At 62.9% G+C, this 22,810-nt stretch carries 32 protein-coding genes; 1 reads left to right on the top strand and 31 read right to left on the bottom strand.

The features are described 5' to 3' along the window. Positions 1-310: 310 nt before the first annotated feature. A complete protein-coding gene (locus tag CR918_RS02400; RefSeq protein ID WP_099841966.1) occupies positions 311-1,702 on the bottom strand; it encodes a class II 3-deoxy-7-phosphoheptulonate synthase in 1,392 nt (463 codons plus the stop codon). A 223-nt stretch (positions 1,703-1,925) separates the two neighbouring features. Here CR918_RS02400 and CR918_RS02395 point away from each other — a divergent pair, with 223 nt between their 5' ends. Beyond that, positions 1,926-4,052 carry a TonB-dependent receptor gene (locus CR918_RS02395; protein ID WP_099841965.1) on the top strand — a complete coding sequence of 709 codons (2,127 nt, stop codon included), beginning with the start codon at positions 1,926-1,928 and terminating at the stop codon, positions 4,050-4,052. 77 nt (positions 4,053-4,129) lie between these two features. On the opposite strand, the gene CR918_RS02390 is transcribed toward CR918_RS02395, so the two are convergent. From CR918_RS02390 to fusA, 30 genes are all read right to left on the bottom strand, one after another. Next, a complete protein-coding gene (locus CR918_RS02390; RefSeq protein WP_025879322.1) occupies positions 4,130-4,636 on the bottom strand; it encodes a disulfide bond formation protein B in 507 nt (168 codons plus the stop codon). A gap of 212 nt (positions 4,637-4,848) precedes the next feature. Next, positions 4,849-5,232, bottom strand: a complete 384-nt coding sequence (rplQ, locus tag CR918_RS02385; protein ID WP_025879321.1) for a 50S ribosomal protein L17 — start codon at positions 5,230-5,232, stop codon at positions 4,849-4,851. A gap of 197 nt (positions 5,233-5,429) precedes the next feature. Beyond that, entirely contained in the window at positions 5,430-6,428 is a 999-nt protein-coding gene (locus tag CR918_RS02380; RefSeq protein ID WP_025879320.1) for a DNA-directed RNA polymerase subunit alpha, read from the bottom strand. Between the two features lie 55 nt (positions 6,429-6,483). After that, on the bottom strand, positions 6,484-7,113 hold the full coding sequence (gene rpsD / locus CR918_RS02375; protein WP_025879319.1) for a 30S ribosomal protein S4: 630 nt from the start codon (positions 7,111-7,113) through the stop codon (positions 6,484-6,486). A 15-nt stretch (positions 7,114-7,128) separates the two neighbouring features. Next, positions 7,129-7,518, bottom strand: coding sequence for a 30S ribosomal protein S11 (gene rpsK / locus CR918_RS02370; RefSeq protein WP_004145443.1), 390 nt, complete (start codon positions 7,516-7,518; stop codon positions 7,129-7,131). An 11-nt stretch (positions 7,519-7,529) separates the two neighbouring features. Continuing rightward, complete coding sequence (rpsM, locus tag CR918_RS02365) at positions 7,530-7,886, bottom strand: 30S ribosomal protein S13 (RefSeq protein ID WP_025879318.1); 357 nt, start codon at positions 7,884-7,886, stop codon at positions 7,530-7,532. 346 nt (positions 7,887-8,232) lie between these two features. Next, entirely contained in the window at positions 8,233-9,600 is a 1,368-nt protein-coding gene (secY, locus tag CR918_RS02360; protein ID WP_099841964.1) for a preprotein translocase subunit SecY, read from the bottom strand. Between the two features lie 7 nt (positions 9,601-9,607). Beyond that, the gene (gene rplO / locus CR918_RS02355; protein ID WP_025879316.1) at positions 9,608-10,051 is read right to left on the bottom strand and encodes a 50S ribosomal protein L15; all 444 of its coding nucleotides are present in this window, start codon (positions 10,049-10,051) and stop codon (positions 9,608-9,610) included. A gap of 4 nt (positions 10,052-10,055) precedes the next feature. Beyond that, a complete protein-coding gene (rpmD, locus tag CR918_RS02350) occupies positions 10,056-10,247 on the bottom strand; it encodes a 50S ribosomal protein L30 (protein ID WP_025879315.1) in 192 nt (63 codons plus the stop codon). Next, entirely contained in the window at positions 10,240-10,782 is a 543-nt protein-coding gene (gene rpsE, locus CR918_RS02345; protein WP_025879314.1) for a 30S ribosomal protein S5, read from the bottom strand. Before rpsE ends, rpmD begins: the two co-directional genes overlap by 8 nt. Positions 10,783-10,943: 161 nt before the next feature. Next, positions 10,944-11,297: a 50S ribosomal protein L18 gene (rplR, locus tag CR918_RS02340; RefSeq protein ID WP_025879313.1), complete on the bottom strand. Its 354-nt coding sequence runs from the start codon at positions 11,295-11,297 to the stop codon at positions 10,944-10,946. Between the two features lie 32 nt (positions 11,298-11,329). Then, a complete protein-coding gene (gene rplF / locus CR918_RS02335; protein WP_099782946.1) occupies positions 11,330-11,854 on the bottom strand; it encodes a 50S ribosomal protein L6 in 525 nt (174 codons plus the stop codon). A 17-nt stretch (positions 11,855-11,871) separates the two neighbouring features. Continuing rightward, complete coding sequence (gene rpsH / locus CR918_RS02330) at positions 11,872-12,270, bottom strand: 30S ribosomal protein S8 (protein WP_025879311.1); 399 nt, start codon at positions 12,268-12,270, stop codon at positions 11,872-11,874. A gap of 233 nt (positions 12,271-12,503) precedes the next feature. Further along, entirely contained in the window at positions 12,504-12,809 is a 306-nt protein-coding gene (gene rpsN / locus CR918_RS02325) for a 30S ribosomal protein S14 (RefSeq protein WP_032977438.1), read from the bottom strand. Between the two features lie 18 nt (positions 12,810-12,827). Then, positions 12,828-13,370 (bottom strand): 50S ribosomal protein L5, encoded by a 543-nt coding sequence (gene rplE, locus CR918_RS02320; RefSeq protein WP_025879309.1) that lies wholly within the window; start codon positions 13,368-13,370, stop codon positions 12,828-12,830. Positions 13,371-13,381: 11 nt separating this feature from the next. Further along, complete coding sequence (rplX, locus tag CR918_RS02315) at positions 13,382-13,699, bottom strand: 50S ribosomal protein L24 (protein ID WP_025879308.1); 318 nt, start codon at positions 13,697-13,699, stop codon at positions 13,382-13,384. A gap of 16 nt (positions 13,700-13,715) precedes the next feature. Continuing rightward, positions 13,716-14,084: a 50S ribosomal protein L14 gene (gene rplN, locus CR918_RS02310; RefSeq protein WP_025879307.1), complete on the bottom strand. Its 369-nt coding sequence runs from the start codon at positions 14,082-14,084 to the stop codon at positions 13,716-13,718. Positions 14,085-14,096: 12 nt separating this feature from the next. Continuing rightward, on the bottom strand, positions 14,097-14,366 hold the full coding sequence (rpsQ, locus tag CR918_RS02305) for a 30S ribosomal protein S17 (RefSeq protein WP_004145355.1): 270 nt from the start codon (positions 14,364-14,366) through the stop codon (positions 14,097-14,099). Positions 14,367-14,377: 11 nt separating this feature from the next. After that, positions 14,378-14,563 (bottom strand): 50S ribosomal protein L29, encoded by a 186-nt coding sequence (gene rpmC, locus CR918_RS02300; protein ID WP_025879306.1) that lies wholly within the window; start codon positions 14,561-14,563, stop codon positions 14,378-14,380. Continuing rightward, positions 14,563-14,976 carry a 50S ribosomal protein L16 gene (gene rplP, locus CR918_RS02295; protein WP_025879305.1) on the bottom strand — a complete coding sequence of 138 codons (414 nt, stop codon included), beginning with the start codon at positions 14,974-14,976 and terminating at the stop codon, positions 14,563-14,565. The genes rpmC and rplP overlap by 1 nt, the downstream gene beginning before the upstream one ends. Positions 14,977-14,981: 5 nt before the next feature. Continuing rightward, positions 14,982-15,716, bottom strand: coding sequence for a 30S ribosomal protein S3 (rpsC, locus tag CR918_RS02290; RefSeq protein ID WP_004145350.1), 735 nt, complete (start codon positions 15,714-15,716; stop codon positions 14,982-14,984). 18 nt (positions 15,717-15,734) lie between these two features. Further along, complete coding sequence (gene rplV / locus CR918_RS02285; protein WP_004145348.1) at positions 15,735-16,070, bottom strand: 50S ribosomal protein L22; 336 nt, start codon at positions 16,068-16,070, stop codon at positions 15,735-15,737. 12 nt (positions 16,071-16,082) lie between these two features. Then, entirely contained in the window at positions 16,083-16,352 is a 270-nt protein-coding gene (gene rpsS / locus CR918_RS02280) for a 30S ribosomal protein S19 (protein WP_004145340.1), read from the bottom strand. Between the two features lie 6 nt (positions 16,353-16,358). After that, positions 16,359-17,186 carry a 50S ribosomal protein L2 gene (gene rplB / locus CR918_RS02275; RefSeq protein WP_025879304.1) on the bottom strand — a complete coding sequence of 276 codons (828 nt, stop codon included), beginning with the start codon at positions 17,184-17,186 and terminating at the stop codon, positions 16,359-16,361. A 10-nt stretch (positions 17,187-17,196) separates the two neighbouring features. Next, a complete protein-coding gene (rplW, locus tag CR918_RS02270; protein ID WP_025879303.1) occupies positions 17,197-17,496 on the bottom strand; it encodes a 50S ribosomal protein L23 in 300 nt (99 codons plus the stop codon). Next, a complete protein-coding gene (gene rplD / locus CR918_RS02265) occupies positions 17,493-18,098 on the bottom strand; it encodes a 50S ribosomal protein L4 (protein WP_025879302.1) in 606 nt (201 codons plus the stop codon). Before rplD ends, rplW begins: the two co-directional genes overlap by 4 nt. A 12-nt stretch (positions 18,099-18,110) precedes the next feature. Next, entirely contained in the window at positions 18,111-18,761 is a 651-nt protein-coding gene (rplC, locus tag CR918_RS02260; RefSeq protein ID WP_025879301.1) for a 50S ribosomal protein L3, read from the bottom strand. An 11-nt stretch (positions 18,762-18,772) separates the two neighbouring features. Further along, complete coding sequence (rpsJ, locus tag CR918_RS02255) at positions 18,773-19,084, bottom strand: 30S ribosomal protein S10 (RefSeq protein WP_010341589.1); 312 nt, start codon at positions 19,082-19,084, stop codon at positions 18,773-18,775. Between the two features lie 333 nt (positions 19,085-19,417). Then, positions 19,418-20,608 (bottom strand): elongation factor Tu, encoded by a 1,191-nt coding sequence (tuf, locus tag CR918_RS02250; RefSeq protein WP_032977440.1) that lies wholly within the window; start codon positions 20,606-20,608, stop codon positions 19,418-19,420. 51 nt (positions 20,609-20,659) lie between these two features. Continuing rightward, entirely contained in the window at positions 20,660-22,801 is a 2,142-nt protein-coding gene (fusA, locus tag CR918_RS02245; protein ID WP_025879342.1) for an elongation factor G, read from the bottom strand. Positions 22,802-22,810: the final 9 nt, after the last annotated feature.

Raw genomic sequence — 22,810 nt, 5'->3', positions numbered from 1 at the left:
CGACCTTGGTCGACACGTAGATCCACGCCATGCGTGGATGCTCTTCGTTCAATTGTCGAAATATTCGATTTCGATTGGATTTGATCCAAGCGAAGCACAGATGGGCCAACCGCCACCGGAAATCTGTCAGAGGCGGGGCGGTGTCGGAGTGCGGGGTGTCAGCCGCATGGATGCGGCTGCCAAGCCTACAGGGACGTACTTGCGGCGTCCCCGCACTCCGACACCGCCCCGCCAACCACGGAATGCCGCTCTTGCTGTTGCTCTGGCAGTGGCCTCTGCAGGTGCAGGGCGCAGCCCTGCCGAAACACACTTACCGCACTTGCTCCTGCTTGCGCACGATCGCCATCGCGATCTCCAACGACTGCTCGTAGTTCAATCGCGGGTCGACGGTCGAACGATAGGCGCGTTCCAGGTCACGTTCGGTCAGTTCGCGCGCACCGCCGGTGCATTCGGTCACATCCTCACCGGTCAGCTCCAGATGCACGCCGCCCAGACGGGTGCCTGCCGCCGCATGCAGGTCGAAGGACGTCTCGACCTCGCCACGCACGTTGTCGAAGCGCCGCGTCTTGAAGCCGTTGGCGGTGCTTTCGGTATTGCCGTGCATCGCATCGCACACCCACAGCACGCGACGACCATCGCGCTTGACCGCATCCAGCAACGGCGGCAGCTTCTGCGCGATCTGCGCCGCGCCCATACGATGGATGAAGCTCAGGCGGCCCGGCTCGTCATCCGGGTTGAGCACATCGATCAGGCGCAGCAACTGGTCCGGCGTCACCGACGGGCCCACCTTGATCGCGATCGGATTGCGCACGCCGCGCAGGTACTCCACGTGCGCGCCATCCAGCGCGGCGGTACGCATGCCGATCCACGGATAGTGCGTGCTCAGGTTCAACCAGCCCTGCTGGCGCGGCACCTGCCGGGTCAGCGCCTGCTCGTAGGGCAGCAGCAGCGCTTCATGCGAGGTGTAGAAATCGATGCGGTTGAGGTTGTGCACGCGAGCCCCGGCCAGGGTCTCCATGAAGTGCACGGCATCACCGATCGAGGCCACCATCTTCTGGTACTCGGCGGCCAACGGCGAATGGCTCACCCATTCCAGGTTCCAGTATTCGGGATGGTGCAGATCGGCGAAGCCGCCATCGATCAGCGCCCGCACGAAGTTCATCGTCATCGCCGAATGTGCGTGGGCCTGCAGCATCCGCTTCGGGTCGGGCAGACGCGCCGCCTCGGTGAAGGCCGGCGCATTGATCACATCGCCGCGGTAGCTGGGCAGGGTCACGCCGTCGCGGGTCTCGGTATCGGCCGAGCGCGGCTTGGCGTACTGGCCTGCGAAACGGCCGACGCGGATCACCGGCTGGCGCAGGCCGTGCACCAGCACCAGGCTCATCTGCAGCAGCACCTTCAACCGGTTGGAGATCGTGCCCGATTCGCAGTCGCTGAAATTCTCCGCGCAGTCGCCGCCCTGCAACAGGAAACGCTTGCCTTCCTGGGCGTCGGCCAGCTGCTGCTTCAGCGCCAGGATCTCCCACGAGGTCACCAGCGGCGGCAGCCGCTTCAGCTCGTGCAGCGCGGCATCCAGTGCCACCGGATCGGGATAGGTCGGCATCTGCAGCGCGGTCTTGCCCCGCCAGCTCTCCGGTGACCAGGCGGCGCCAGCAGCGATGGCGGCAGGATCGGGGGCGGGCGGAACGGCGGACAGGCTCATCACGGACATCCGGGGGTGGGGGGCGGTCATGGTCGCAGAGCCAGCCGCTGGCGCAAAGGGCCGGGCCCGGTCATGACTGCCTGAACGGTGTGGAAAGGGGCCGTGTGATCGGCCAGAAACGGCATGGTCGGCATCGCCGGACAGGCGCATGATCGGCTCGCAGTTGTTACGGAGTAACACTCCCTCATGGACCGGCCCCCTCCCCCTTCCCTGCCCATTTCCCATGAAGCCCTCCCTGCTCACCACCGCCATCACCTTCGCCCTGATCCTCACCAGCCAACCCGTGCTTGCCGCCGACACTGATGCCAGCGCGGCTGCGGTCAAGGACCTCGACGTAGTCACCGTCAGTGCTCAGCTCGACCAGGCCCGCAACGCCCTGTCACCGGACATCGGCAGCAGCCAGTACCAGATCACCGCCGAGGACATCCAGAAGCAGCCGCTGGGCGCCTCCGCCCCGCTCAGCCAGGTGCTGCTGCAGGCCCCGGGCGTGGTCCAGGACTCCTACGGCGGCGTGCACGTGCGCGGCGACCACGCCAACCTGCAATACCGCATCAATGGTGTACTGCTGCCCGAATCGATCTCCGGCTTCGGCCAGACCCTGGATGCCCGCACCATCAAGAGCATCCGCCTGATGGATGGTGCGCTGCCGGCGCAGTTCGGTGAACGCACCGCCGCGGTGGTCGATATCACCACCCGCAGTGGCGCCGAGCTGGACAACGGCGGCAGCGCTGGCATCACCGCCGGTTCGTTCGGCAAGGTCAACCCGAACGCCTCCTGGTGGGGCAACCAGGGCCGCTGGAGCTGGTTCCTGACCGGCAACTACGACCAGAACGAGGTCGGGCTGGAGAACCCCACCAGCGCACGCAGGCCGCTGCATGACGACGCCCACCAGGGGAAGGCCTTTGCCGACCTGACCTATCTGGTCAACGACAGCACCCGCCTGAGCGTGTTCGCCGGCTTTGCCAACAACCGCTTCCAGATCCCGGTCAACCCGGGGCAGACCCCGCAGTTCGGCTACCTGGACACCACCACCTTCGATTCCAGCCAGCTGGACGAAACCCAGCGCGAGACCACCCGCTTCGGCATGCTGGTGCTGCAGGGCACGCTCGGCCAGACCGCGTACCAGCTCTCGGCCGGCCAGCGCTACAGCGATGTGGCCTTCAACCCGGACGTCGTGGGCGACCTGGTGTTCAGCGGCGTCGCCTCGCAGGTCCGGCGCAGCAACCGCGCCAACACCCTGCAGGCCGATTTCTCCACACCGCTGGGCGACAACCACACCCTGCGTTATGGCCTGTATGGCAACTACGAACACGCCGCCGCCAACAACAGCAGCTGGGTCTTCCCGGTCGACGCCGATGGGCGGCAGACGAGCACCACGCCGCAGCTGATCCCGGACCGCAATGCCTTCCACGCCAGCACCGCAGCCTTGTACGTGCAGGACGAGTGGCGGATCGGCGATGACTGGACCGTCAATTACGGCCTGCGCGGCGACCGCTTCAAGGCCTTCGATCACACCGAGGGCCAGCTCAGCCCACGCCTGGGTGTGGTCTGGAACGCCAGCGACAGCACCACCGTGCACGCCGGCTATTCGCGCTACTTCACCCCGCCCGCCAGCGAACTGGTTGCCGGCAGCGATCTTGCCCTGTTCGATGGCACCAGCAACCAGCAACCCGCCGATGGCAGCAACACGCCGTTGTCCGAGCGCAGTGACTACTACGATATCGGCGTGTCACAGCAGGTCGGCGACCACCTCACCCTCGGCCTGGATGCCTACGACCGACGCGTGCACCGCCTGCAGGACGAAGGCCAGTTCGGCGCCGCCTACATCTATTCCACCTTCAACTATCGCCGCGGCCACATCCATGGTCTGGAGTTCAGCGCCGACTACAGCAACGGGCCGATCAGCGCGTACTTCAACGCGGCCTACAACAAGGCCATGGGCACCCAGGTCATCACCAGCCAGTACAACCTCGATCCGGATGCACTGGCCTACGTGCAACAGAACTGGATCCATCTGGACCACGACCAGAAGCTGACGTCTTCCGGCGGCGTCAGCTATGCGTTCGCTGGCCACAATCGGGTCGGTGCGAACTACGTGTACGGCAGCGGCCTGCGTTCGGACATCGAGGGCGTGCCCAATGGCGGCGAACTACCGTCGTACCTGCAGGTCAATCTCAGCGCCGCGCATGACTTCAACGCCGACAGCGGTCATCCGCTGCATGTGCAACTGGCGGTGATCAACGCGCTGGATCGCAGCTACCAGCTGCGCGATGGCGGCGGCATTGGCGTGTTCGCACCGCAGTGGGGACCACGTCGCGGCGCCTATCTGAGCCTGCAGCAGGATTTTTGAGGTAGCGCCGACTGCCGGCCAGCGGCCGGCACTACCGGAACGCAGTAGAGCCACGCCATGCGTGGCTCCGGACTGGCTCAGTGCTTGACCTTGCGCAGCGACACCACCAGCGCCCACAGGGCCAGCAGCACGAACCAGACCCCCGACCACATCGGCATGGTCAGGCCAAGGAACGTCCAGTCGATGTTGCCGCAGTTGCCGGTGCCGGTCAGCACGGTACGGAAGACTTCCAGCGGCCCCATGGTCTCGCGCAGGAAGGCCAGCGGCGGGCCACAGGTCGCCCCCATTTCCGGCGGCAGCATCTGCACGTAGACATGGCGCGCGGCGATGCCCACGCCCACGGCGGCAGCGATGAACGCGAGGATGCCGTAGGTCGCCCGCCCCGGACGGTTGGACGGCCCATGCAGGGCGCCGATCAGGAACAGCAGGCCCAGGGCCGCGAACGCCAGGCGCTGGAAGATGCACAGCGGACACGGCTCCAGCCCCATCTTCAGCTGCAGGAAAATCGCGTAGCCCAGCAGGCCCGCGCAGATCAGGAAGCCCAACAGGAACTGGGCGCGGAAAGGCCAGCGCAGAGGATTCATCGGCAACGCTCGTGTAGTACGGACCGCAAGCGTAACCGAGAGTGCGCGCCGTTCGAACCGCCACAACGTCGCGCCCGTCGGAACACGCCGGCGCGCGCGCCGCAACATGCGGGATCATCCACGCCCGGCGTGGATCTCCATCCGTCGCCCAGAAACGGAAAAACCCGGCACGAGGCCGGGTTCTTCACCGAATGACGGGTGTCGCGCGTCGATTACTCTTCGACGGCTTCAGCCACCACCGGACGGTCAACCAGCTCAACGTAGGCCATCGGCGCGTTGTCGCCGGCGCGGAAGCCGCACTTCAGCAGGCGCAGGTAACCGCCCGGACGGTTCGCGTAGCGCGGGCCCAGGATGGTGAACAGGTTGCCGACGGCTTCGTTGTCGCGCAGGCGGGCAAAGGCCAGACGACGGTTGGCGACGGAGTCGACCTTGGCCAGGGTGATCAGCGGCTCGGCGACGCGGCGCAGTTCCTTGGCCTTCGGCAGGGTGGTCTTGATCAGCTCGTGCTTGAACAGCGAGGCGGCCATGTTCTTGAACATCGCTTCGCGGTGGGCGCTGGTACGGCTGAACTTACGGCCGGATTTCTGGTGACGCATGGTGATATTCCTTGGTTAATGATGTGGCTTTGCGGATCGTTGTCGCCTTCCTGGCGCTGCTGCTCGGACTGCGGTTGGTCCTGGCCATCCGTCCTGGACGACCTGCCCGCGAACCTTCGTTCGTCGTGGCGGTATTGCCTTGGTGCAATGGCCCCGTCGTTGCCGACGGGGCCATGCGGTCTTGCAGAAAGGCGGTATCAGCCCAGCATGCCGTGGCTGGCGACGCCGGCCGGCGGCCAGTTCTCCAGCTTCATGCCGAGCGACAGGCCACGCTGGGCCAGCACTTCCTTGATCTCGGTGAGCGACTTCTTACCCAGGTTCGGGGTCTTCAGCAGCTCGACTTCGGTCTTCTGGATCAGATCGCCGATGTAGTAGATGCTCTCGGCCTTGAGGCAGTTGGCCGAACGCACGGTCAGCTCCAGATCGTCGATCGGGCGCAGCAGCACCGGATCCACGCCGTTGTTGGCCGGCTTCGCCGCACCGCGGTCGCGATGGGTGAAGTCACCGAACACCGACAGCTGATCGCTGAGGATGTCGGCAGCGGTACGCACTGCTTCTTCGGCGTCGATGGTGCCGTTGGTCTCGATATCGATGACCAGCTTGTCCAGGTCGGTGCGCTGTTCGACACGAGCCGCTTCCACGGCATAGGCGACACGGCGGACCGGCGAGAACGAGGCATCCAGGACCAGACGGCCGATGGCACGGGTTTCTTCGTCCGGACGACGACGCGCAGCTGCCGGCTGATAGCCGAAACCACGCTCGATCTTCAGACGCATGTTCACTGCCGTGTCCTTGGTCAGGTGGCAGATCACGTGGTCGCCGTTCAAGATCTCCACATTGTGGTCGACCTTGATGTCGGCAGCGGTGACAACGCCCGGACCCTGCTTGGACAGGGACAGAGTCGCGTTGTCGCCGGAGTGCATACGGATGGCCACGTCCTTCAGGTTCAGCAGGACTTCCAGCACGTCCTCCTGCAGACCTTCGACCGTGGTGTACTCATGCAACACGCCGTCGATTTCGACTTCCGTGATGGCGAAGCCCGGGATGGACGACAGCAGCACGCGACGCAGGGCATTACCCAGCGTATGCCCGTAACCCCGCTCCAAAGGTTCGATAACGACCTTTGCACGGGTGTCGGTAATGCGTTCGATCTGCGGACCGCGAGGACGCAGAACCTGGTTGGCGGTAACCGTCATGTTGCGGGTTCTCCTAGTGAACCCCCGGCCGTCGCCGGGGGCTCTCCAATGTGAATTACTTCGAATACAGCTCGACGATCAGCGCTTCGTTGATGTCCGCAGGCAGATCCGAACGATCCGGAACAGCCTTGAAGATGCCGGAGAACTTGCCGGAATCCACTTCAACCCACGACGGGCTCAGGTCATGCTGGGCGGCGACGGTCAGGGCTTCCTGGACGCGCAGCTGCTTGGCAGCCTTTTCAGACAGGGCGATGGCGTCGCCAGCCTTGACCTGGTACGAGGCCAGGTTGACCGACTTGCCATTCACGGTGACGCCGCGGTGCGACACCAGCTGACGGGCAGCCGGACGGGTCACGGCGAAGCCCATGCGGTAGACAACGTTGTCCAGGCGGGTTTCCAGCAGCTGCAGGAGGTTCTCGCCGGTGTTGCCCTTCTTGGTCGAGGCCTTCTTGTAGTAGTTGCGGAACTGACGCTCCAGCAGACCGTAGATACGCTTGACCTTCTGCTTTTCACGCAGCTGGGTAGCGTAGTCGGACAGCTTGCCCTTACGGGCAGTGGCGCCATGCTGGCCGGGCTTCTGCTCCAACTTGCACTTGGAGTCCAGCGCACGCGCCGGGCTCTTCAGGGACAGGTCGGCGCCTTCGCGACGGGCGAGCTTACAGGTAGGACCGATATAACGAGCCATTTCTTATCGCTCCCTTTAGACGCGACGCTTCTTCGGCGGACGGCACCCGTTGTGCGGGATAGGCGTCACGTCGATGATGTTGGTGATCTTGTAGCCGACGTTGTTCAACGAACGCACGGCCGACTCACGGCCCGGACCCGGACCCTTGATGCGGACTTCCAGCGACTTCACGCCGTAGTCCAGCGCAGCACGACCGGCCTTTTCGGCAGCCACCTGGGCTGCGAACGGGGTCGACTTGCGCGAACCGCGGAAGCCAGCGCCACCGGAGGTCGCCCACGACAGAGCGTTGCCCTGACGGTCGGTGATGGTCACGATGGTGTTGTTGAACGAAGCGTGGACGTGGGCAACGCCGTCGGTGACGACGCGCTTGATCTTCTTCTTGGTCTTAGCAGCAGGCTTAGCCATTTATATGTCCCTTACTTCCTGATCGCCTTGCGCGGGCCCTTGCGGGTGCGGGCGTTGGTACGGGTGCGCTGGCCACGCAGCGGCAGACCGCGACGGTGACGCAGGCCGCGGTAGCAGCCCAGGTCCATCAGGCGCTTGATCGCGATACCGATTTCACGGCGCAGATCGCCTTCCACGATGTACTTGCCGACTTCGGCGCGCAGGCGCTCGATTTCCGGCTCCGACAGATCGCGGATCTTGGTGGTCGAAGTGACGCCTGCGACTTCGCAGACCTTCTTCGAACGGGTACGGCCGATGCCGTAAATGCTTTGCAACCCGACCCAGACATGCTTCTGGGCTGGCAGGTTGACGCCTGCAATACGCGCCATGACGCGGTTCTCCAGCTGAGTGATGGCCGACAGCGCGCTCGAGGCACGCCGATCCGGCAGGATGGATCAAAAAAGTGAACCAGTGATACTAACAAGGTTCCGGTTTACTTGGAAGCCCGTGAAACCAGAGGTTTCATGAACCCGGCCCGGGGAGTGTGCCCAGGCTCCGGCGCCGGATGGGGTTGGACCTGGAGTTGCCTCCCGGGCCGCCCGCGCTACTCCAGCGCGGGACCACCTCATCACACCCCCACCCGGAACCGCTGCGGGGGCCGCCCTTCGTTTGTGTGGCCAGAGTCCGCGAAGCGGAGGACCATCACGTCAGGAAGACGAAAGTATAACAGGCTAATCAGCCGCGAGCAAAACCGCCGCGGTTGCCGCCCTTCAGGTTGGCCTTCTTCAGCAGGCTCTCGTACTGGTGGGACATCAGGTGCGCCTGCACCTGGGCGATGAAGTCCATCACCACCACCACCACGATCAGCAGCGAAGTACCGCCGAAGTAGAACGAGGCGTTCAGCTGCGTGCGCATCAGTTCCGGCAGCAGGCAGACGATTACCAGGTAAGCCGAACCGGCAGCAGTCAGTCGGGTCAACACGCCGTCGATGTAGTCGGCGGTGGCCTTGCCCGGACGGATACCCGGAATCAGCGCGCCCGACTTCTTCAGGTTGTCGGCGGTTTCCTGCGAGTTGAACACCAGCGCGGTATAGAAGAACGCGAAACCGGTGATGAGCGCAGCGAACACGATCATGTGCAGCGGCTCGCCCGGGCCCAGGGCATTGGCGACCTTCTGCAGGGTCTGGCCAAAGGTGCTCTGGTTGGCAGCCTGGCCGGACCACATGGCCAGGGTGGCCGGGAAGGCCAGCAGGCTCGAGGCGAAGATTGCCGGGATGACGCCGGCCATGTTCAGCTTCAGCGGCAGGAACGAGGTCTGGTTCATGTACGCGTTGCGACCGCCCTGGCGGCGCGCGTAGTTCACCGTGATCCGGCGCTGGCCGCGTTCGACGAACACCACGAAGAAGATGAAGGCGAGCACGACGATGGCGATCAGCAGCAGCTGGATGAACTGGATGTTGCCGTCGCGGTAGGCGTCGAAGGTGTGGATGACCGCACCCGGCAGGCCCGCCACGATACCGGCGAAGATGATCAGCGAGACGCCGTTGCCGATGCCGCGCTCGGTCACCTGCTCACCAACCCACATCAGGAACATGGTGCCGGCGGTCAGTGCGACCACGGCAGTGAGCACGAAGCCCATGCCCGGCATGTACACGACCGGTGCGCCGGTCGGCGACACCTGGCCCTGCAGCGCCAGCGCGATCGAACCGCCCTGCACCACTGCGAGCAGCACAGCGCCGATGCGCGAATACTGGGTGATCTTGCGGCGGCCGGACTCACCTTCCTTCTGCATCGCCTTCAAGGCGGGGAAGATGTGCACAGCCAGCTGCATCACGATCGATGCCGAGATATACGGCATCACGTTCAGCGCGAAAATGCTGAAACGGTGCAGGGCGCCGCCCGAGAACATGTTGAACATGTCCACGATGCCGCCGCCCTGCTGTTGCATCATGGCAAGCATGGCATCGGGATTGACGCCCGGCACCGGCACGTAGCAGCCGATGCGATAGACGATCAAAGCCCCGACGACGAACAGCAAACGTTGGCGAAGTTCAGTGAACTTGCCCATTCCGCCCGCGAGGTTACCGATGCCAGCTTGCGCCATGATTCTCTTACTCCGTTACGCTGCCGCCGGCAGCTTCGATCGCAGCCTTGGCACCGGCCGTGGCAGCAACACCCTTCAGGGTGAACGCCTTGGTCACTTCGCCCTTGACGACGACCTTGGCCTTCTTGGCAGTGCTCGGGACGAGCTTGGCAGCACGCAGGACAGCGAAGTCGATCTCGCCGGCCGGCAGCTTGTCCAGCTGGTACAGCAGCACTTCAGCGGTGTCCTTGGCGATCGGCGAACGGAAGCCGATCTTCGGCAGACGACGCTGCATGGGGGTCTGGCCGCCTTCGAAGCCAGCCTTGATCTTGCCGCCACCCTTACGGGCAAACGAACCCTTGTGGCCGCGGCCGCAGGTCTTGCCCAGGCCGGAGCCGATACCGCGACCGACGCGGGTACGCTCTTTACGAGCGCCCGGTGCCGGGCTCAATTCATTCAGATGCATGGTCATTGGATTATTCCTCAACCTTGACGAGGTAGTGGACCTTGTTGATCAGACCGCGAACCTGCGGGCTGTCCTTCAGTTCACGCACATCGTTGAGCTTGCCCAGACCCAGCGCACGCACCGACAGGCGATGACGCGCCTGGGCACCACGCAGGCCGCGAACCAGACGGACCTTGACGGTCTTGTTGGTTTCATTAGCCATGGTTGAGATCCTCCACCTTCTTGCCGCGCTTGGCCGCGATGCGAGCCGGCGACTGCGCTGCAGTCAGGCCCTTCACGGTGGCACGCACCAGGTTGATCGGGTTGCGCGAACCGGTGGCCTTGGCCAGCACGTTCTTCACGCCAACTGCTTCCAGCACGGCGCGCATGGCACCACCGGCAATGACGCCGGTACCTTCGGAAGCCGGCTGCATGAACACGCGCGCTGCGCCGTGACCATCCTTGATGGTGTGCCACAGGGTGCCGTTGTTCAGATCGACGGTGACCTGGTTCTTGCGAGCCTGCTCCATCGACTTCTGGATGGCGACCGGCACTTCGCGTGCCTTGCCATAACCGAAACCGACCTTGCCTTCGCCGTCGCCGACAACAGTCAGGGCGGTGAAGGTGAACTGACGGCCACCCTTGACGGTCTTGCTGACGCGATTGACCGCGACCAGCTTTTCGATCATGCCGTCATCGACTTTCTCTTCGCGGTTACGGTCGCGATCGCGACCCCGCTGCTGACGTTCTTCTGCCATGTTTATTCCTTGGTTGTTGGGTTATGTACGGCTCGAGGCCGCTTATGGTTGTGGAGTGGTGCGTTGTTGCGGTGAGCCGCTGCAGAAGAGCGGCGCCGCCCAGCCTCACTCAGGCTGGCGAGCAGGCGGGCATGGGGACCGGAGTCCCCTGCCCTGATCCCTTAGAACTGCAGGCCGGCTTCGCGGGCAGCGTCAGCCAGGGCCTTGATGCGGCCGTGGTAACGGTAACCCGAACGATCGAAGGCAACCTTCTCGACGCCGGCGGCCTTGGCACGCTCAGCGACGATGCGGCCAACCTTGGCGGCGGCATCGGCGTTCTTGCCGTTCTTCAGGCCTTCCTTGATGTCGGCCTGGGTGGTGTTGGCGGCAGCCAGCACCTTCGAGCCGTCAGCGGTGAAGACCTGTGCATACAGGTGCTGGCCGGTGCGCAGCACCGACAGGCGGGCCACACCGAGCACACGGATGTGGGCACGGGTCGACTTGGCGCGACGCAGGCGGGCGATGTTCTTGTTCATGATCTTTTTCCCTGGAAAGCGGAAGGTCCTAATTAGGCCTTCTTGGCTTCCTTGCGAATGATGACTTCGTCGGAGTACTTCACGCCCTTGCCCTTGTACGGCTCCGGCTTGCGGAACGCACGGATCTTGGCGGCAGCTTCACCGACGGCCTGCTTGTCAGCGCCCTGCACCAGGATTTCAGTCTGGGTCGGGGTGGTGATGGTGATGCCTTCCGGCGCCACGAACACGATCGGGTGCGAGTAACCCAGCGACAGGCTGAGGTCCTTGCCCTGCATCGCGGCACGGTAACCCACGCCGACCAGCTCAAGCTTGCGCTCGAAGCCTTCGGAAACACCCTTGACCATGTTGGACAGGATGGCGCGGACGGTACCGGTCAGCGGGATCAGCTCCACGTTGTCGGTGCTCAGGGTGGCAACGCCGTTTTCGACATTGATGTTGATGCCAGCCGGCTTGGCCAGCGACAGGGTGCCCTTCGGGCCCTTGGCGATGACGTTGTCGTTCTGGACGTTCAGTTCAACCTTACCCAGGTCGATCGGCTTCTTGGCTACACGGGACATGGTCTACTCCTTTCGCCTTAGGCCACGAAGCACAGGACTTCGCCGCCGACGCCCAACTGGCGCGCCTGCGCATCAGTCATGATGCCCTTGGAAGTGGAAATGATGGAAATGCCCAGGCCATTCATGACCTTCGGCAGTTCGCTCTTGCCGCGGTACTGGCGCAGGCCCGAACGCGAGAAGCGCTTCAGGGTCGCGATGACCGGCTTGCCTTCGAAATACTTCAGCACGATTTCCAGCTCGGACTTGTTGTTCTCGAGCGCGGTCACGCGCAGGTCGGCGATGTAACCCTCGTCCTTCAGGACCTGGGCGATCGCAACCTTGATCTTGGACGACGGGGCTTTCACCGTCTGCTTGCCAACCGCTGCCGCATTCTTGATGCGGACCAGCAGGTCGGCGATGGGATCAGTCATGCTCATATGAGTACCTTTGAGTGCACCGATATCCGCTTTCGCGAAAATCTGTTGTCTCCTGGAAACGGGCCAGGCCCCCTACCCCTGCGCGTTGCGCAGAGCAAGACGCGGGAGTATACGCCAAAAGAGCCCGACTTGCGTCGGGCTCTTCGGTTTTTTGCAGAGGGAAAGCTGAACGCCCCCCCTCCCCGGCTGCGAAGCCCCCCGGGGGGAGCCCTCGCTGGCAGGACCGGCTGGGGTTACCAGCTGGCCTTGCGCAGGCCCGGAACGTCGCCACGCATGGTGGCTTCACGCAGCTTGTTGCGACCCAGGCCGAACTTGCTGTACACGCCACGCGGGCGGCCAGACAGTTCGCAACGGTTGCGATGGCGGCTCGGCGACGAATCGCGCGGCAGCTTCGACAACTTGGTGGCGGCCTCGATCTTCTCTTCGTAGCTCGCGTCCGGGGAGGACACAATCTTCTTCAGAGCAGCACGCTTGACAGCGAACTTTTCAGCCAGCTTCTTCCGCTTGATGTCGCGGTTGACCATGGAGGTCTTTGCCATTTCGGTTTCCTCGACGAATCAGTTACGGAACGGGAACTTGAACGCTGCCAGCAGCGCCTTCGCTTCCGCGTCGGTCTTCGCAGTGGTGGTGATGGCGATATCCATACCGCGGATCGCGTCGACAGCGTCGAAGTCGATTTCCGGGAAGATGATCTGTTCCTTCACACCCATGTTGAAGTTGCCGCGACCGTCGAAGGAACGACCGGAAACACCACGGAAGTCGCGCACGCGCGGCAGCGAGATGTTGATCAGGCGGTCCAGGAACTCGTACATCTTGTGGCGACGCAGCGTGGTCTTGCAGCCGATCGGCCAACCATCACGGATCTTGAACGATGCCACCGAGATACGCGACTTGGTGACGATCGGCTTCTGGCCCGAGATCTTGGTCATGTCGCCAACGGCGTTTTCCAGGATCTTCTTGTTGGTGGCCGCTTCGCCGACACCCATGTTCAGGGTGACTTTGACCAGCTTCGGCACCTGCATGGAATTGGTGTAACCGAACTGCTTCATCAGCGCCGGCACCACTTCTTCCTTGTAAAACTTTTCGAGACGGGAAGTCATCTTCTCATTCCTCAGGCGTCGAGCGCCTCACCGCTGGAGCGGAACACACGCAGTTTGCGTCCATCCTCCAGCACCTTGAAGCCAACGCGCTCGCCCTTGCCCGAAGCCGGGTTCAGCACATTCACGTTGGAGATATGGATCGACGCTTCACGCTCGACCACGCCGCCGGCAACACCTGCCTGCGGGTTCGGCTTGGTGTGGCGCTTGACGATGTTCACGTTGGCGACGACCAGACGGTCGCCATCGACGCGGACGACTTCGCCCTGCTTACCCTTGTCCTTGCCGGCGTTGACGACAACCTGGTCGCCCTTCTTGATACGGTTAGCCATGATTATCTCCTGTCGCTCACAGCACTTCGGGAGCGAGCGAGACGATCTTCATGAACTTCTCCGAACGAAGTTCACGAGTCACCGGCCCGAAGATACGGGTCCCGATCGGCTCCTGCTTGTTGTTAAGCAGAACGGCGGCGTTGCCGTCGAAGCGGATCAGCGAGCCGTCGGCGCGACGCACACCCTTGCGGGTACGCACCACGACGGCGTCATACACTTCACCCTTCTTGACCTTGCCGCGCGGAATCGCATCCTTCACGGTGACCTTGATGATGTCGCCGATGCCGGCGTAACGGCGCTTGGAACCACCCAGCACCTTGAAGCACATCACTCGCTTGGCACCAGAATTGTCGGCGACGTCAAGGTAGCTCTGCATCTGGATCATGATTCAGACTCCTTATTCAGCCGCACGCGTGATGACTTCCACCACGCGCCAGTTCTTGGTCTTGGACATCGGAGCAATCTCGGTCACGCGGACGACATCGCCTTCCTTGCAGGCGTTGTCGGCATCGTGGGCGTGCAGCTTCGTCGAGCGCTTGATGTACTTGCCGTACAGTGCGTGCTTGACCTGACGCTCGACCAGGACGGTAACCGTCTTGTCCATCTTGTTGCTGACGACACGGCCTTCGACCGTGCGCAGCGCTTTGTTTTCAGTATTGTCGCTCATAGCGGCCATCCTTACTTCGTGCTGCCGAGCAGGGTCTTGACGCGAGCAATTTCGCGACGCACCCGGCGGATGTCGTGTGTCTTCGGCAGCTGGCCGGTGACCTGCTGCATACGGACAGAGAACTGTTCCTTACGCAGGTCGATCAGGTGGGCCTTGAGGTCGTCAGCCGACTTTTCACGGAGAGTTTTGATATCCATCAGCGCACCGTCCGGGTCACGAAAGTGGTGGTGACCGAGAGCTTGGCAGCGGCCAGGCGGAACGCCTCGCGTGCCACTTCCTCGGTAACACCCTCGATTTCATAGATCATGCGGCCGGGCTGGATCTGGGCCACCCAGTATTCCACGTTGCCCTTACCCGAACCCATTCGAACTTCGATGGGCTTCTTGGTGATGGGCTTGTCGGGGAACACTCGGATCCACATCTTGCCGCCGCGCTTCACGTAGCGGCTGATCGAACGGCGAGCCGCTTCGATCTGACGCGCGGTCAGCTGACCGTGGGCGGTTGCCTTCAGGCCGTACTCGCCAAAGCTGACAGCGTTTGCGCTCCAGCTGAGGCCTTCGTTACGGCCCTTGTGCACCTTGCGGTACTTGGTTCGCTTGGGTTGCAACATTGTCGTTACCTCGCTTCACGAGCCGGGCGCTGACGGTCACCGCGGTCGCCGCGATCATGACGATCGTTGCGCGACGGGGTGTCGTCCTGCTTTTCCTGGCCAACCTGGGAGAAATCGAAGACCTCGCCCTTGTAGATCCAGACCTTGATGCCGATGATGCCGTAGGTCGTCTTGGCTTCAGCGAAGCCGTAGTCGATGTCGGCACGCAGCGTGTGCAGCGGCACGCGGCCTTCGCGGTACCACTCCGAACGGGCGATTTCTGCACCGTTGAGGCGGCCACCGACGTTGACCTTGATGCCCAGGGCACCCAGGCGCATCGCGTTGCCGACCGAGCGCTTCATTGCGCGGCGGAACATGATGCGACGCTCCAGCTGCTGCGCGATCGATTCGGCAACCAGCTGTGCGTCCAGCTCGGGCTTGCGCACTTCGGTGACGTTGATGTGCGCCGGGACGCCCATCATCTCGCTCACTTCCTTGCGCAGCTTCTCGATGTCCTCACCGCGCTTGCCGATCACCACGCCCGGACGGGCGGTGTGGATCGTCACGCGAGCGGTCTTTGCCGGACGCTCGATCAGGATCTTGCTGATGCCGGCCTGCGCCAGCTTCTTGCGCAGCATTTCGCGCACTTTCAGGTCGGCTGCCAGGTAACCAGCGAACTCGGCCTTGTTGGCGTACCACTTGGAGTTCCAGTCCTTGGAAATGCCGAGGCGGATACCAATCGGATGAACTTTATGACCCATGGTCTTTTCCTTATCCGCTTACTTGGCGGCGCCCACAACCACAGTGATGTGGCTGGTGCGCTTGAGGATGCGGGTACCGCGGCCTTTCGCCCGCGCCATGAAACGCTTCAGGGTCGGACCTTCATCTACCATGATGGTCTGAACCTTCAGCTCGTCGACGTCGGCGCCCTGGTTGTTCTCGGCATTTGCAATAGCCGACTCCACCACCTTCTTGATCAGGTGGGCAGCCTTCTTGTCCGAGAACTTCAGCAGGTTGACGGCACGCTCGGCCGGCAGACCGCGCACCTGGTCAGCGACCAGACGTGCCTTCTGCGGGGAGATGCGCGCGGTGCGCAGGATGGCTTTCGCTTCCATTGTCATCTCTCCTTACTTGCCCGACTTCTTGTCACCACCGTGACCCTTGAAGGTCCGGGTGATGGCAAATTCGCCGAGCTTGTGGCCGACCATGTTCTCGTTGACGAGAACCGGGATGTGGTTCTTGCCGTTATGCACGGCAATGGTGACGCCTACCATGTCAGGCAGGATCATCGAACGACGCGACCAAGTCTTGATCGGACGCTTGCTACCCGCAGCGGCAGCCACCTTAGCAACCAGGTGGTGATCGACAAACGGGCCCTTCTTGAGTGAACGTGCCATGGTCGATTAGCCCCTACGATCGCGGACGATGAACTGCTGAGTGCGCTTGTTATGGCGCGTCTTGTAACCCTTGGTCGGAACACCCCACGGGGTGACCGGATGCGGGTTACCCTGGCCGGCCTTCGCCTCACCACCACCGTGCGGGTGGTCAACCGGGTTCATGGCAGCACCACGAACGGTCGGGCGGACGCCGCGCCAGCGCTTGGCACCGGCCTTGCCCAGCTTTTCCAGGCTGTGCTCGTCGTTGCCGACTTCGCCGATGGTCGCGCAGCACTCAACCGGAACCTTGCGCATCTCACCCGAGCGCAGGCGCAGGGTGGCGTAGATGCCTTCACGAGCAACCAGCTGCACGGCAGCACCTGCAGCGCGAGCGATCTGAGCGCCCTTGCCCGGCTTCAGCTCGATGCAGTGGATGGTGGTACCGACCGGGATGTTGCGCAGCGGCAGGGTGTTGCCCGCCTTGATCGGAGCATCCGAACCAGCGATCACCTGATCACCAGCCTTCAGACCCTTCGGGGCGATGATGTAGCGACGCTCGCCGTCGACGTAGCACAGCAGGGCGATGTGCGCAGTGCGGTTCGGATCGTATTCGATGCGTTCCACGCGCGCCGGGATGCCCAGCTTGTTGCGCTTGAAGTCAATCAGGCGGTAGTGCTGCTTGTGGCCACCACCGACGTGACGCACGGTGATGCGGCCGTGGTGGTTACGACCACCGGAACGGCTCTGCGACTCGACCAGCGGAGCGTGCGGAGCGCCCTTGTGCAGGTCGGGAGTAACCACGCGCACGGCCGAACGGCGACCGGGAGAAGTGGGCTTGAATTTCATCAATGGCATGGGATGTACCTCAGGCCTTGGCCGTTACATCGATCGACTGGCCGTCGGCCAGGCGAACGTACGCCTTGCGCCAATCGCCGCGGCGGCCAGCACGGTTACGGAAGGACTTGTTCTTGCCCTTGACGTTGACCACGTTGACTGCTTCGACCTTGACGTCGAACAGCTGCTCAACCGCGGCCTTTACATCGGCCTTGGTGGCTTCGTTCGAAATTTCGAAGACGTACTGATTGGAGAGTTCCTGCAGGCGCGCGGTCTTTTCGGAGACACGCGGGGCGAGCAGCACGCTGAAGATTTTTTCGTTGCTGTTCATGCCAGCCACTCCTCGACCTTCTTGACCGCGTCAGCGGTGATGACGACCGTGTCGGCACCGACCAGCGACACCGGATCCAGGCCCTGGACGTCACGCACTTCCACGTAGGGAATGTTGCGAGCCGACAGGTACAGGTGCTCGGAGGCTTCTTCAGTGACGATCAGCGGGCGCTTGCCCACTTCCAGGCCGGCCAGCTTGGCGATCAGAGCCTTCGTGTTGGTCGCTTCGACATCGAAGGACTCCACGATGGTCAGACGGCCCTGACGGTTCAGCTCGGACAGGATCGCGCACATGGCGGCACGGTACTGCTTACGATTGACCTTCTGCTCGAAGCTGCGCGGCTTTGCCGCGAAGGTGACACCGCCGCCGACGAAGATCGGAGCCGTCAGTGCGCCATGACGCGCGCCGCCGCCCTTCTGCTTCTTCGACTTCTTGGTGGTACCTGCCACTTCGGAGCGAGTCTTCTGCGCCTTGGTGCCGGCGCGACCGGCGTTGCGGTAAGCAACGACGACCTGGTGAACCAGATCTTCGCTGAAATCGCGACCGAACACGGCGTCGGAGACCGAGACCTTGTTATTGCTACCCGTGATAACGAGTTCCATCGTCATCTCTCCTTATGCCTTGCTCGCCGGACGGACGATCACGTCGCCACCCGCCGCGCCCGGAACGGCGCCGCGAACCGCGATCAGACCGCGTTCGACGTCGACCTTGACAACTTCCAGGTTCTGGGTGCTCTGCTGCACGGCGCCCATGTGACCGGACATCTTCTTACCCGGGAACACGCGGCCGGGCGTCTGGCGCTGACCCAGCGAACCCGGCGCGCGATGCGACAGCGAGTTGCCGTGGGTAGCGTCACCCATACGGAAGTTGTAGCGCTTGATGGTGCCCTGGAAGCCCTTACCCTTGGTGACACCCTGGACGTCGACGATCTGGCCGACTTCAAAGATGTCCGCCTTGACTTCGCCACCCACGGCGAAATCGCCGAGCTGGGCGTCTTCAACGCGGAATTCCCACAGGCCACGGCCCGCTTCCACTTTCGCCTTGGCGAAGTGGCCGGCTTCCGGCTTGTTGACCAGGGCAGCGCGACGCGCACCGACGGTCACCTGCACGGCGCTGTAGCCGTCAGTTTCGACGGTCTTGATCTGCGCGATGCGGTTGGGGGTTGCTTCGATCAGGGTCACCGGAATGGAACGGCCATCTTCGGTGAACACGCGGCTCATGCCAGCCTTGCGGCCCACGAAGCCCAACGAATACTTCTTCGTCATGGTCGTAGTCCTCAGGTCAGCTTGATCTGAACGTCGACGCCGGCAGCCAGTTCGAGCTTCATCAGCGCGTCCACGGTCTTGTCATTCGGGTCAACGATATCGAGCACGCGCTTGTGCGTGCGGGTCTCGTACTGGTCACGCGCGTCCTTGTCGACGTGCGGGGAGACGAGGATGGTGTAACGCTCGATCTTGGTCGGCAGCGGGATCGGGCCACGCACTTGCGCGCCGGTCCGCTTCGCCGTCTCAACGATCTCGCTGGCCGAACGGTCGATCAGACGATGATCGAACGCTTTCAGCCGGATCCGGATCTTTTGGTCCGCCATGGCGGTAGGTTCCTTCGATAAAAGAGCGACAGACAAAGCCTCTGGGTTGCTTTGCCCCATGAAATCCCTGAATACAGACGGCCCGCATTCCCGCAGGCCGACAAGGTCAATCCGTAGACCCCAAATGCATAGGCAGACCCATGAAACCGGCCTGCCCAGACGGAGAAGCATAATGGCACGCAAGGCAGCTGTCAACAGTCTCCTGTTGACGCCGCCTGAATGGCATTGACCCTTCCTGGTCCGGGGAACACAAGGCACATCCTGTGCCTACTTTCCCGTTTGATACGCCCCGATGCCCTACCCAGGCAACATCGGGGCGCAGAGTCTAGCAGATTACTCGAGGATGTTGGCAACCACGCCAGCACCGACGGTACGGCCACCTTCGCGGATGGCGAAGCGCAGGCCGGCGTCCATGGCGACCGGGTTGATCAGGGTGACAACCATCTTCACGTTGTCGCCCGGCATCACCATCTCGACGCCTTCCGGCAGCTCGACCGCACCGGTGATGTCGGTGGTACGGAAGTAGAACTGCGGACGGTAGCCCTTGAAGAACGGGGTGTGACGGCCGCCTTCGTCCTTCGACAGCACGTACACTTCGGCGTCGAACTTGGTGTGCGGCTTGATCGAACCCGGCTTGGCCAGAACCTGGCCACGCTCGACGTCGTCACGCTTGGTGCCGCGCAGCAGCAGACCTGCGTTGTCGCCTGCCTGACCCTGGTCCAGCAGCTTGCGGAACATTTCCACGCCGGTCACGGTGGTCTTCTGCACCGGACGGATGCCGACGATTTCGATTTCTTCGCCGACCTTGATCACGCCGCGCTCGATACGACCGGTCACCACGGTGCCGCGGCCCGAGATCGAGAACACGTCTTCGACCGGCATCAGGAACGCCTTGTCGACGTCACGCTCCGGGGTCGGGATCCAGGTGTCCAGCGCCTCGACCAGCTTGATGACGGCCGGCACGCCGATGTCGCTCTGGTCGCCTTCCAGCGCCAGACGGGCCGAACCCGAGATGATCGGGGTGTCGTCGCCCGGGAAGTCGTACTTGCTCAGCAGCTCGCGGACTTCCATTTCGACCAGTTCCAGCAGCTCGGCATCGTCAACCATGTCGGCCTTGTTCAGGAACACGACGATGTACGGCACGCCGACCTGACGCGACAGCAGGATGTGCTCGCGGGTCTGCGGCATCGGGCCGTCAGCGGCCGAGCACACCAGGATCGCGCCGTCCATCTGGGCAGCACCGGTGATCATGTTCTTGACGTAGTCAGCATGGCCCGGGCAATCGACGTGGGCGTAGTGACGAACGGTGGATTCGTATTCGACGTGCGCGGTCGAGATCGTGATGCCACGTGCCTTTTCTTCCGGCGCGGCGTCGATCGCGGAGTAATCCTTGAACTCGCCACCGAAGCGCTCGGCACCGATCTTGGTCAGTGCGGCGGTCAGCGTGGTCTTGCCATGATCGACGTGACCGATGGTGCCGACGTTGACGTGCGGCTTGGTGCGCTCGAACTTACCCTTTGCCATTTCGTTCTACCTTTTAGTTCGTAAGTGGTTTGGAGGACCTGAGCGTTACGCTCAGGACTTCTTCATGACTTCGTCGGCGATGTTGTTCGGCGCCGGCTCGTAGTGGTCAAATTCCATCGTGAAGGTGGCGCGGCCCTGGGTCTGCGAACGCAGCGAGGTCGCGTAGCCAAACATTTCGCCCAGCGGGATCATCGCGTTGATGATGCTGGCCGAACCGTCACCGGTGGTATCAGAACCCTGCAGAACGCCGCGACGACGGCTCACGTCGCCCATCACGTCACCCTGGTAATCCTCCGGGGTCACGATCTCGACCTTCATGATCGGCTCCAGCAGGACCGGCTTGGCCTTGCGGAAGCCTTCCTTGAAGGCCATCGAGGAAGCGAGCTTGAACGCCATTTCCGAGGAGTCGACGTCGTGGTACGAGCCGAACACCAGCTTCACCTTGACGTCCACGACCGGGAAGCCAGCCAGCGGACCGTTGGTGATGGTTTCGCGCAGACCCTTTTCAATCGACGGAATGAATTCCTTCGGAATCACGCCACCGGTGATGTCGTTGATGAACAGGAAGTCGTCCTTGATACCCGCGGCGATCTTCGGATCTGCACGATCGGCATCGGTGATCGGCGACAGCTCGATCACGACGTGACCGTACTGACCCTTACCACCGGACTGCTTGGCGTGCTTGTAGTCCGACTTCACGTCCGACAGGGTGATCGTTTCGCGGTAAGCCACCTGCGGCTTGCCGACGTTGGCTTCAACGTTGAACTCGCGCTTCATGCGGTCAACGATGATGTCCAGGTGCAGCTCGCCCATGCCCGAGATGATGGTCTGGCCGGATTCTTCGTCGGTCTTGACGCGGAACGACGGATCTTCCTGGGCCAGACGACCCAGTGCCAGACCCATCTTTTCCTGGTCGGACTTGGTCTTCGGCTCGACGGCCATCGAGATGACCGGCTCCGGGAACACCATGCGCTCGAGGATGATCGGCTGGTCCATGGAGCACAGGGTGTCACCGGTGGTGGTGTCCTTCAGGCCCACGGCGGCGGCGATGTCGCCTGCCAGCACTTCCTTGATTTCTTCACGGTTGTTGGAGTGCATCTGCAGGATACGGCCGATGCGCTCCTTCTTGCCCTTCACCGAGTTCAGCAGCTGGTCGCCTGCATTCAACGTGCCCGAGTAGACACGGAAGAAGGTCAGCGCGCCGACGAACGGGTCGGTGATGATCTTGAAGGCCAGGGCCGAGAAGGGAGCCTTGTCGTCAGACTTGCGGCTCATTTCCTTGGTTTCATCGTCAACGTCGGTACCGGTCACGTCCGGCACGTCGATCGGCGACGGCAGCAGCTGGATCACGCCGTCCAGCATGGCCTGCACGCCCTTGTTCTTGAACGCCGAGCCGCAGTACATCGGCACGATGTCGGTCGCCAGGGTGCGCACGCGCAGGGCTTCGATGATCTCGGCCTCGGTCAGCTCATCGCCGCCCAGGTACTTGTCCATCAGCTCTTCGCTGGCTTCGGCAGCCGCTTCGATCATGAAGGTACGGGCTTCGGTCGCTTCAGCCAGCAGGTCGGCCGGCACATCGCTGTACTCGAACTTCATGCCCTGCGAAGCCTCATCCCAATGGATGGCCTTCATCTTCAGCAGATCGACGACGCCCTTGAAGCCTTCCTCAGCGCCGATCGGCAGCTGCATCGGAACGGCCTTGGCACCCAGCTTCGCCTTCAGCTGGCCGACGACCTTGGTGAAGTTGGCGCCGGTGCGGTCCATCTTGTTGACGAACGCGATGCGCGGCACCTTGTAACGGTTGGCCTGGCGCCACACGGTTTCCGACTGCGGCTGCACGCCACCGACGGCACACAGCACGAAGACGGCACCGTCGAGCACGCGCAGCGAGCGCTCCACTTCGATGGTGAAGTCGACGTGCCCGGGGGTGTCGATGATGTTGAAGCGGTGCTCCGGCAGGGACTTGTCCATGCCCTTCCAGAACGCGGTGGTCGCAGCGGACTGGATCGTGATGCCACGCTCCTGCTCCTGCTCCATCCAGTCCATGGTGGCGGCGCCGTCATGCACTTCACCGATCTTGTGGCTCTTGCCGGTGTAGAACAGGATGCGCTCGGACGTGGTGGTCTTGCCGGCATCGATGTGGGCCATGATGCCGAAATTGCGGTAACGCTCGATGGGAGTGGAACGGGCCACGGGGAGCCT

The sequence above is a fragment of the Stenotrophomonas indicatrix genome, assembly GCF_002750975.1.
In the GTDB taxonomy this organism is placed as follows: domain Bacteria; phylum Pseudomonadota; class Gammaproteobacteria; order Xanthomonadales; family Xanthomonadaceae; genus Stenotrophomonas; species Stenotrophomonas indicatrix.
The sequence above is the reverse complement of the archived record's forward strand: the minus strand, read 5'-3'. Positions and strand labels throughout refer to the sequence as shown.

What these genes read in the sequence shown, in the direction of transcription:
- CR918_RS02400 (WP_099841966.1), bottom strand. Translation starts at nt 1,702, where the DNA reads ATGAGCCTGTCCGCCGTTCCGCCCGCCCCCGATCCTGCCGCCATCGCT.
- CR918_RS02395 (WP_099841965.1), top strand. Translation starts at nt 1,926, where the DNA reads ATGAAGCCCTCCCTGCTCACCACCGCCATCACCTTCGCCCTGATCCTC.
- CR918_RS02390 (WP_025879322.1), bottom strand. Translation starts at nt 4,636, where the DNA reads ATGAATCCTCTGCGCTGGCCTTTCCGCGCCCAGTTCCTGTTGGGCTTC.
- rplQ (WP_025879321.1), bottom strand. Translation starts at nt 5,232, where the DNA reads ATGCGTCACCAGAAATCCGGCCGTAAGTTCAGCCGTACCAGCGCCCAC.
- CR918_RS02380 (WP_025879320.1), bottom strand. Translation starts at nt 6,428, where the DNA reads ATGACGGTTACCGCCAACCAGGTTCTGCGTCCTCGCGGTCCGCAGATC.
- rpsD (WP_025879319.1), bottom strand. Translation starts at nt 7,113, where the DNA reads ATGGCTCGTTATATCGGTCCTACCTGTAAGCTCGCCCGTCGCGAAGGC.
- rpsK (WP_004145443.1), bottom strand. Translation starts at nt 7,518, where the DNA reads ATGGCTAAGCCTGCTGCTAAGACCAAGAAGAAGATCAAGCGCGTCGTC.
- rpsM (WP_025879318.1), bottom strand. Translation starts at nt 7,886, where the DNA reads ATGGCGCGTATTGCAGGCGTCAACCTGCCAGCCCAGAAGCATGTCTGG.
- secY (WP_099841964.1), bottom strand. Translation starts at nt 9,600, where the DNA reads ATGGCGCAAGCTGGCATCGGTAACCTCGCGGGCGGAATGGGCAAGTTC.
- rplO (WP_025879316.1), bottom strand. Translation starts at nt 10,051, where the DNA reads ATGACCATGCATCTGAATGAATTGAGCCCGGCACCGGGCGCTCGTAAA.
- rpmD (WP_025879315.1), bottom strand. Translation starts at nt 10,247, where the DNA reads ATGGCTAATGAAACCAACAAGACCGTCAAGGTCCGTCTGGTTCGCGGC.
- rpsE (WP_025879314.1), bottom strand. Translation starts at nt 10,782, where the DNA reads ATGGCAGAAGAACGTCAGCAGCGGGGTCGCGATCGCGACCGTAACCGC.
- rplR (WP_025879313.1), bottom strand. Translation starts at nt 11,297, where the DNA reads ATGAACAAGAACATCGCCCGCCTGCGTCGCGCCAAGTCGACCCGTGCC.
- rplF (WP_099782946.1), bottom strand. Translation starts at nt 11,854, where the DNA reads ATGTCCCGTGTAGCCAAGAAGCCGATCGACCTGGGTAAGGTTGAACTG.
- rpsH (WP_025879311.1), bottom strand. Translation starts at nt 12,270, where the DNA reads ATGAGCATGACTGATCCCATCGCCGACCTGCTGGTCCGCATCAAGAAT.
- rpsN (WP_032977438.1), bottom strand. Translation starts at nt 12,809, where the DNA reads ATGGCAAAGACCTCCATGGTCAACCGCGACATCAAGCGGAAGAAGCTG.
- rplE (WP_025879309.1), bottom strand. Translation starts at nt 13,370, where the DNA reads ATGACTTCCCGTCTCGAAAAGTTTTACAAGGAAGAAGTGGTGCCGGCG.
- rplX (WP_025879308.1), bottom strand. Translation starts at nt 13,699, where the DNA reads ATGGCTAACCGTATCAAGAAGGGCGACCAGGTTGTCGTCAACGCCGGC.
- rplN (WP_025879307.1), bottom strand. Translation starts at nt 14,084, where the DNA reads ATGATCCAGATGCAGAGCTACCTTGACGTCGCCGACAATTCTGGTGCC.
- rpsQ (WP_004145355.1), bottom strand. Translation starts at nt 14,366, where the DNA reads ATGAGCGACAATACTGAAAACAAAGCGCTGCGCACGGTCGAAGGCCGT.
- rpmC (WP_025879306.1), bottom strand. Translation starts at nt 14,563, where the DNA reads ATGGATATCAAAACTCTCCGTGAAAAGTCGGCTGACGACCTCAAGGCC.
- rplP (WP_025879305.1), bottom strand. Translation starts at nt 14,976, where the DNA reads ATGTTGCAACCCAAGCGAACCAAGTACCGCAAGGTGCACAAGGGCCGT.
- rpsC (WP_004145350.1), bottom strand. Translation starts at nt 15,716, where the DNA reads ATGGGTCATAAAGTTCATCCGATTGGTATCCGCCTCGGCATTTCCAAG.
- rplV (WP_004145348.1), bottom strand. Translation starts at nt 16,070, where the DNA reads ATGGAAGCGAAAGCCATCCTGCGCACCGCGCGCATCTCCCCGCAGAAG.
- rpsS (WP_004145340.1), bottom strand. Translation starts at nt 16,352, where the DNA reads ATGGCACGTTCACTCAAGAAGGGCCCGTTTGTCGATCACCACCTGGTT.
- rplB (WP_025879304.1), bottom strand. Translation starts at nt 17,186, where the DNA reads ATGCCATTGATGAAATTCAAGCCCACTTCTCCCGGTCGCCGTTCGGCC.
- rplW (WP_025879303.1), bottom strand. Translation starts at nt 17,496, where the DNA reads ATGAACAGCAACGAAAAAATCTTCAGCGTGCTGCTCGCCCCGCGTGTC.
- rplD (WP_025879302.1), bottom strand. Translation starts at nt 18,098, where the DNA reads ATGGAACTCGTTATCACGGGTAGCAATAACAAGGTCTCGGTCTCCGAC.
- rplC (WP_025879301.1), bottom strand. Translation starts at nt 18,761, where the DNA reads ATGACGAAGAAGTATTCGTTGGGCTTCGTGGGCCGCAAGGCTGGCATG.
- rpsJ (WP_010341589.1), bottom strand. Translation starts at nt 19,084, where the DNA reads ATGGCGGACCAAAAGATCCGGATCCGGCTGAAAGCGTTCGATCATCGT.
- tuf (WP_032977440.1), bottom strand. Translation starts at nt 20,608, where the DNA reads ATGGCAAAGGGTAAGTTCGAGCGCACCAAGCCGCACGTCAACGTCGGC.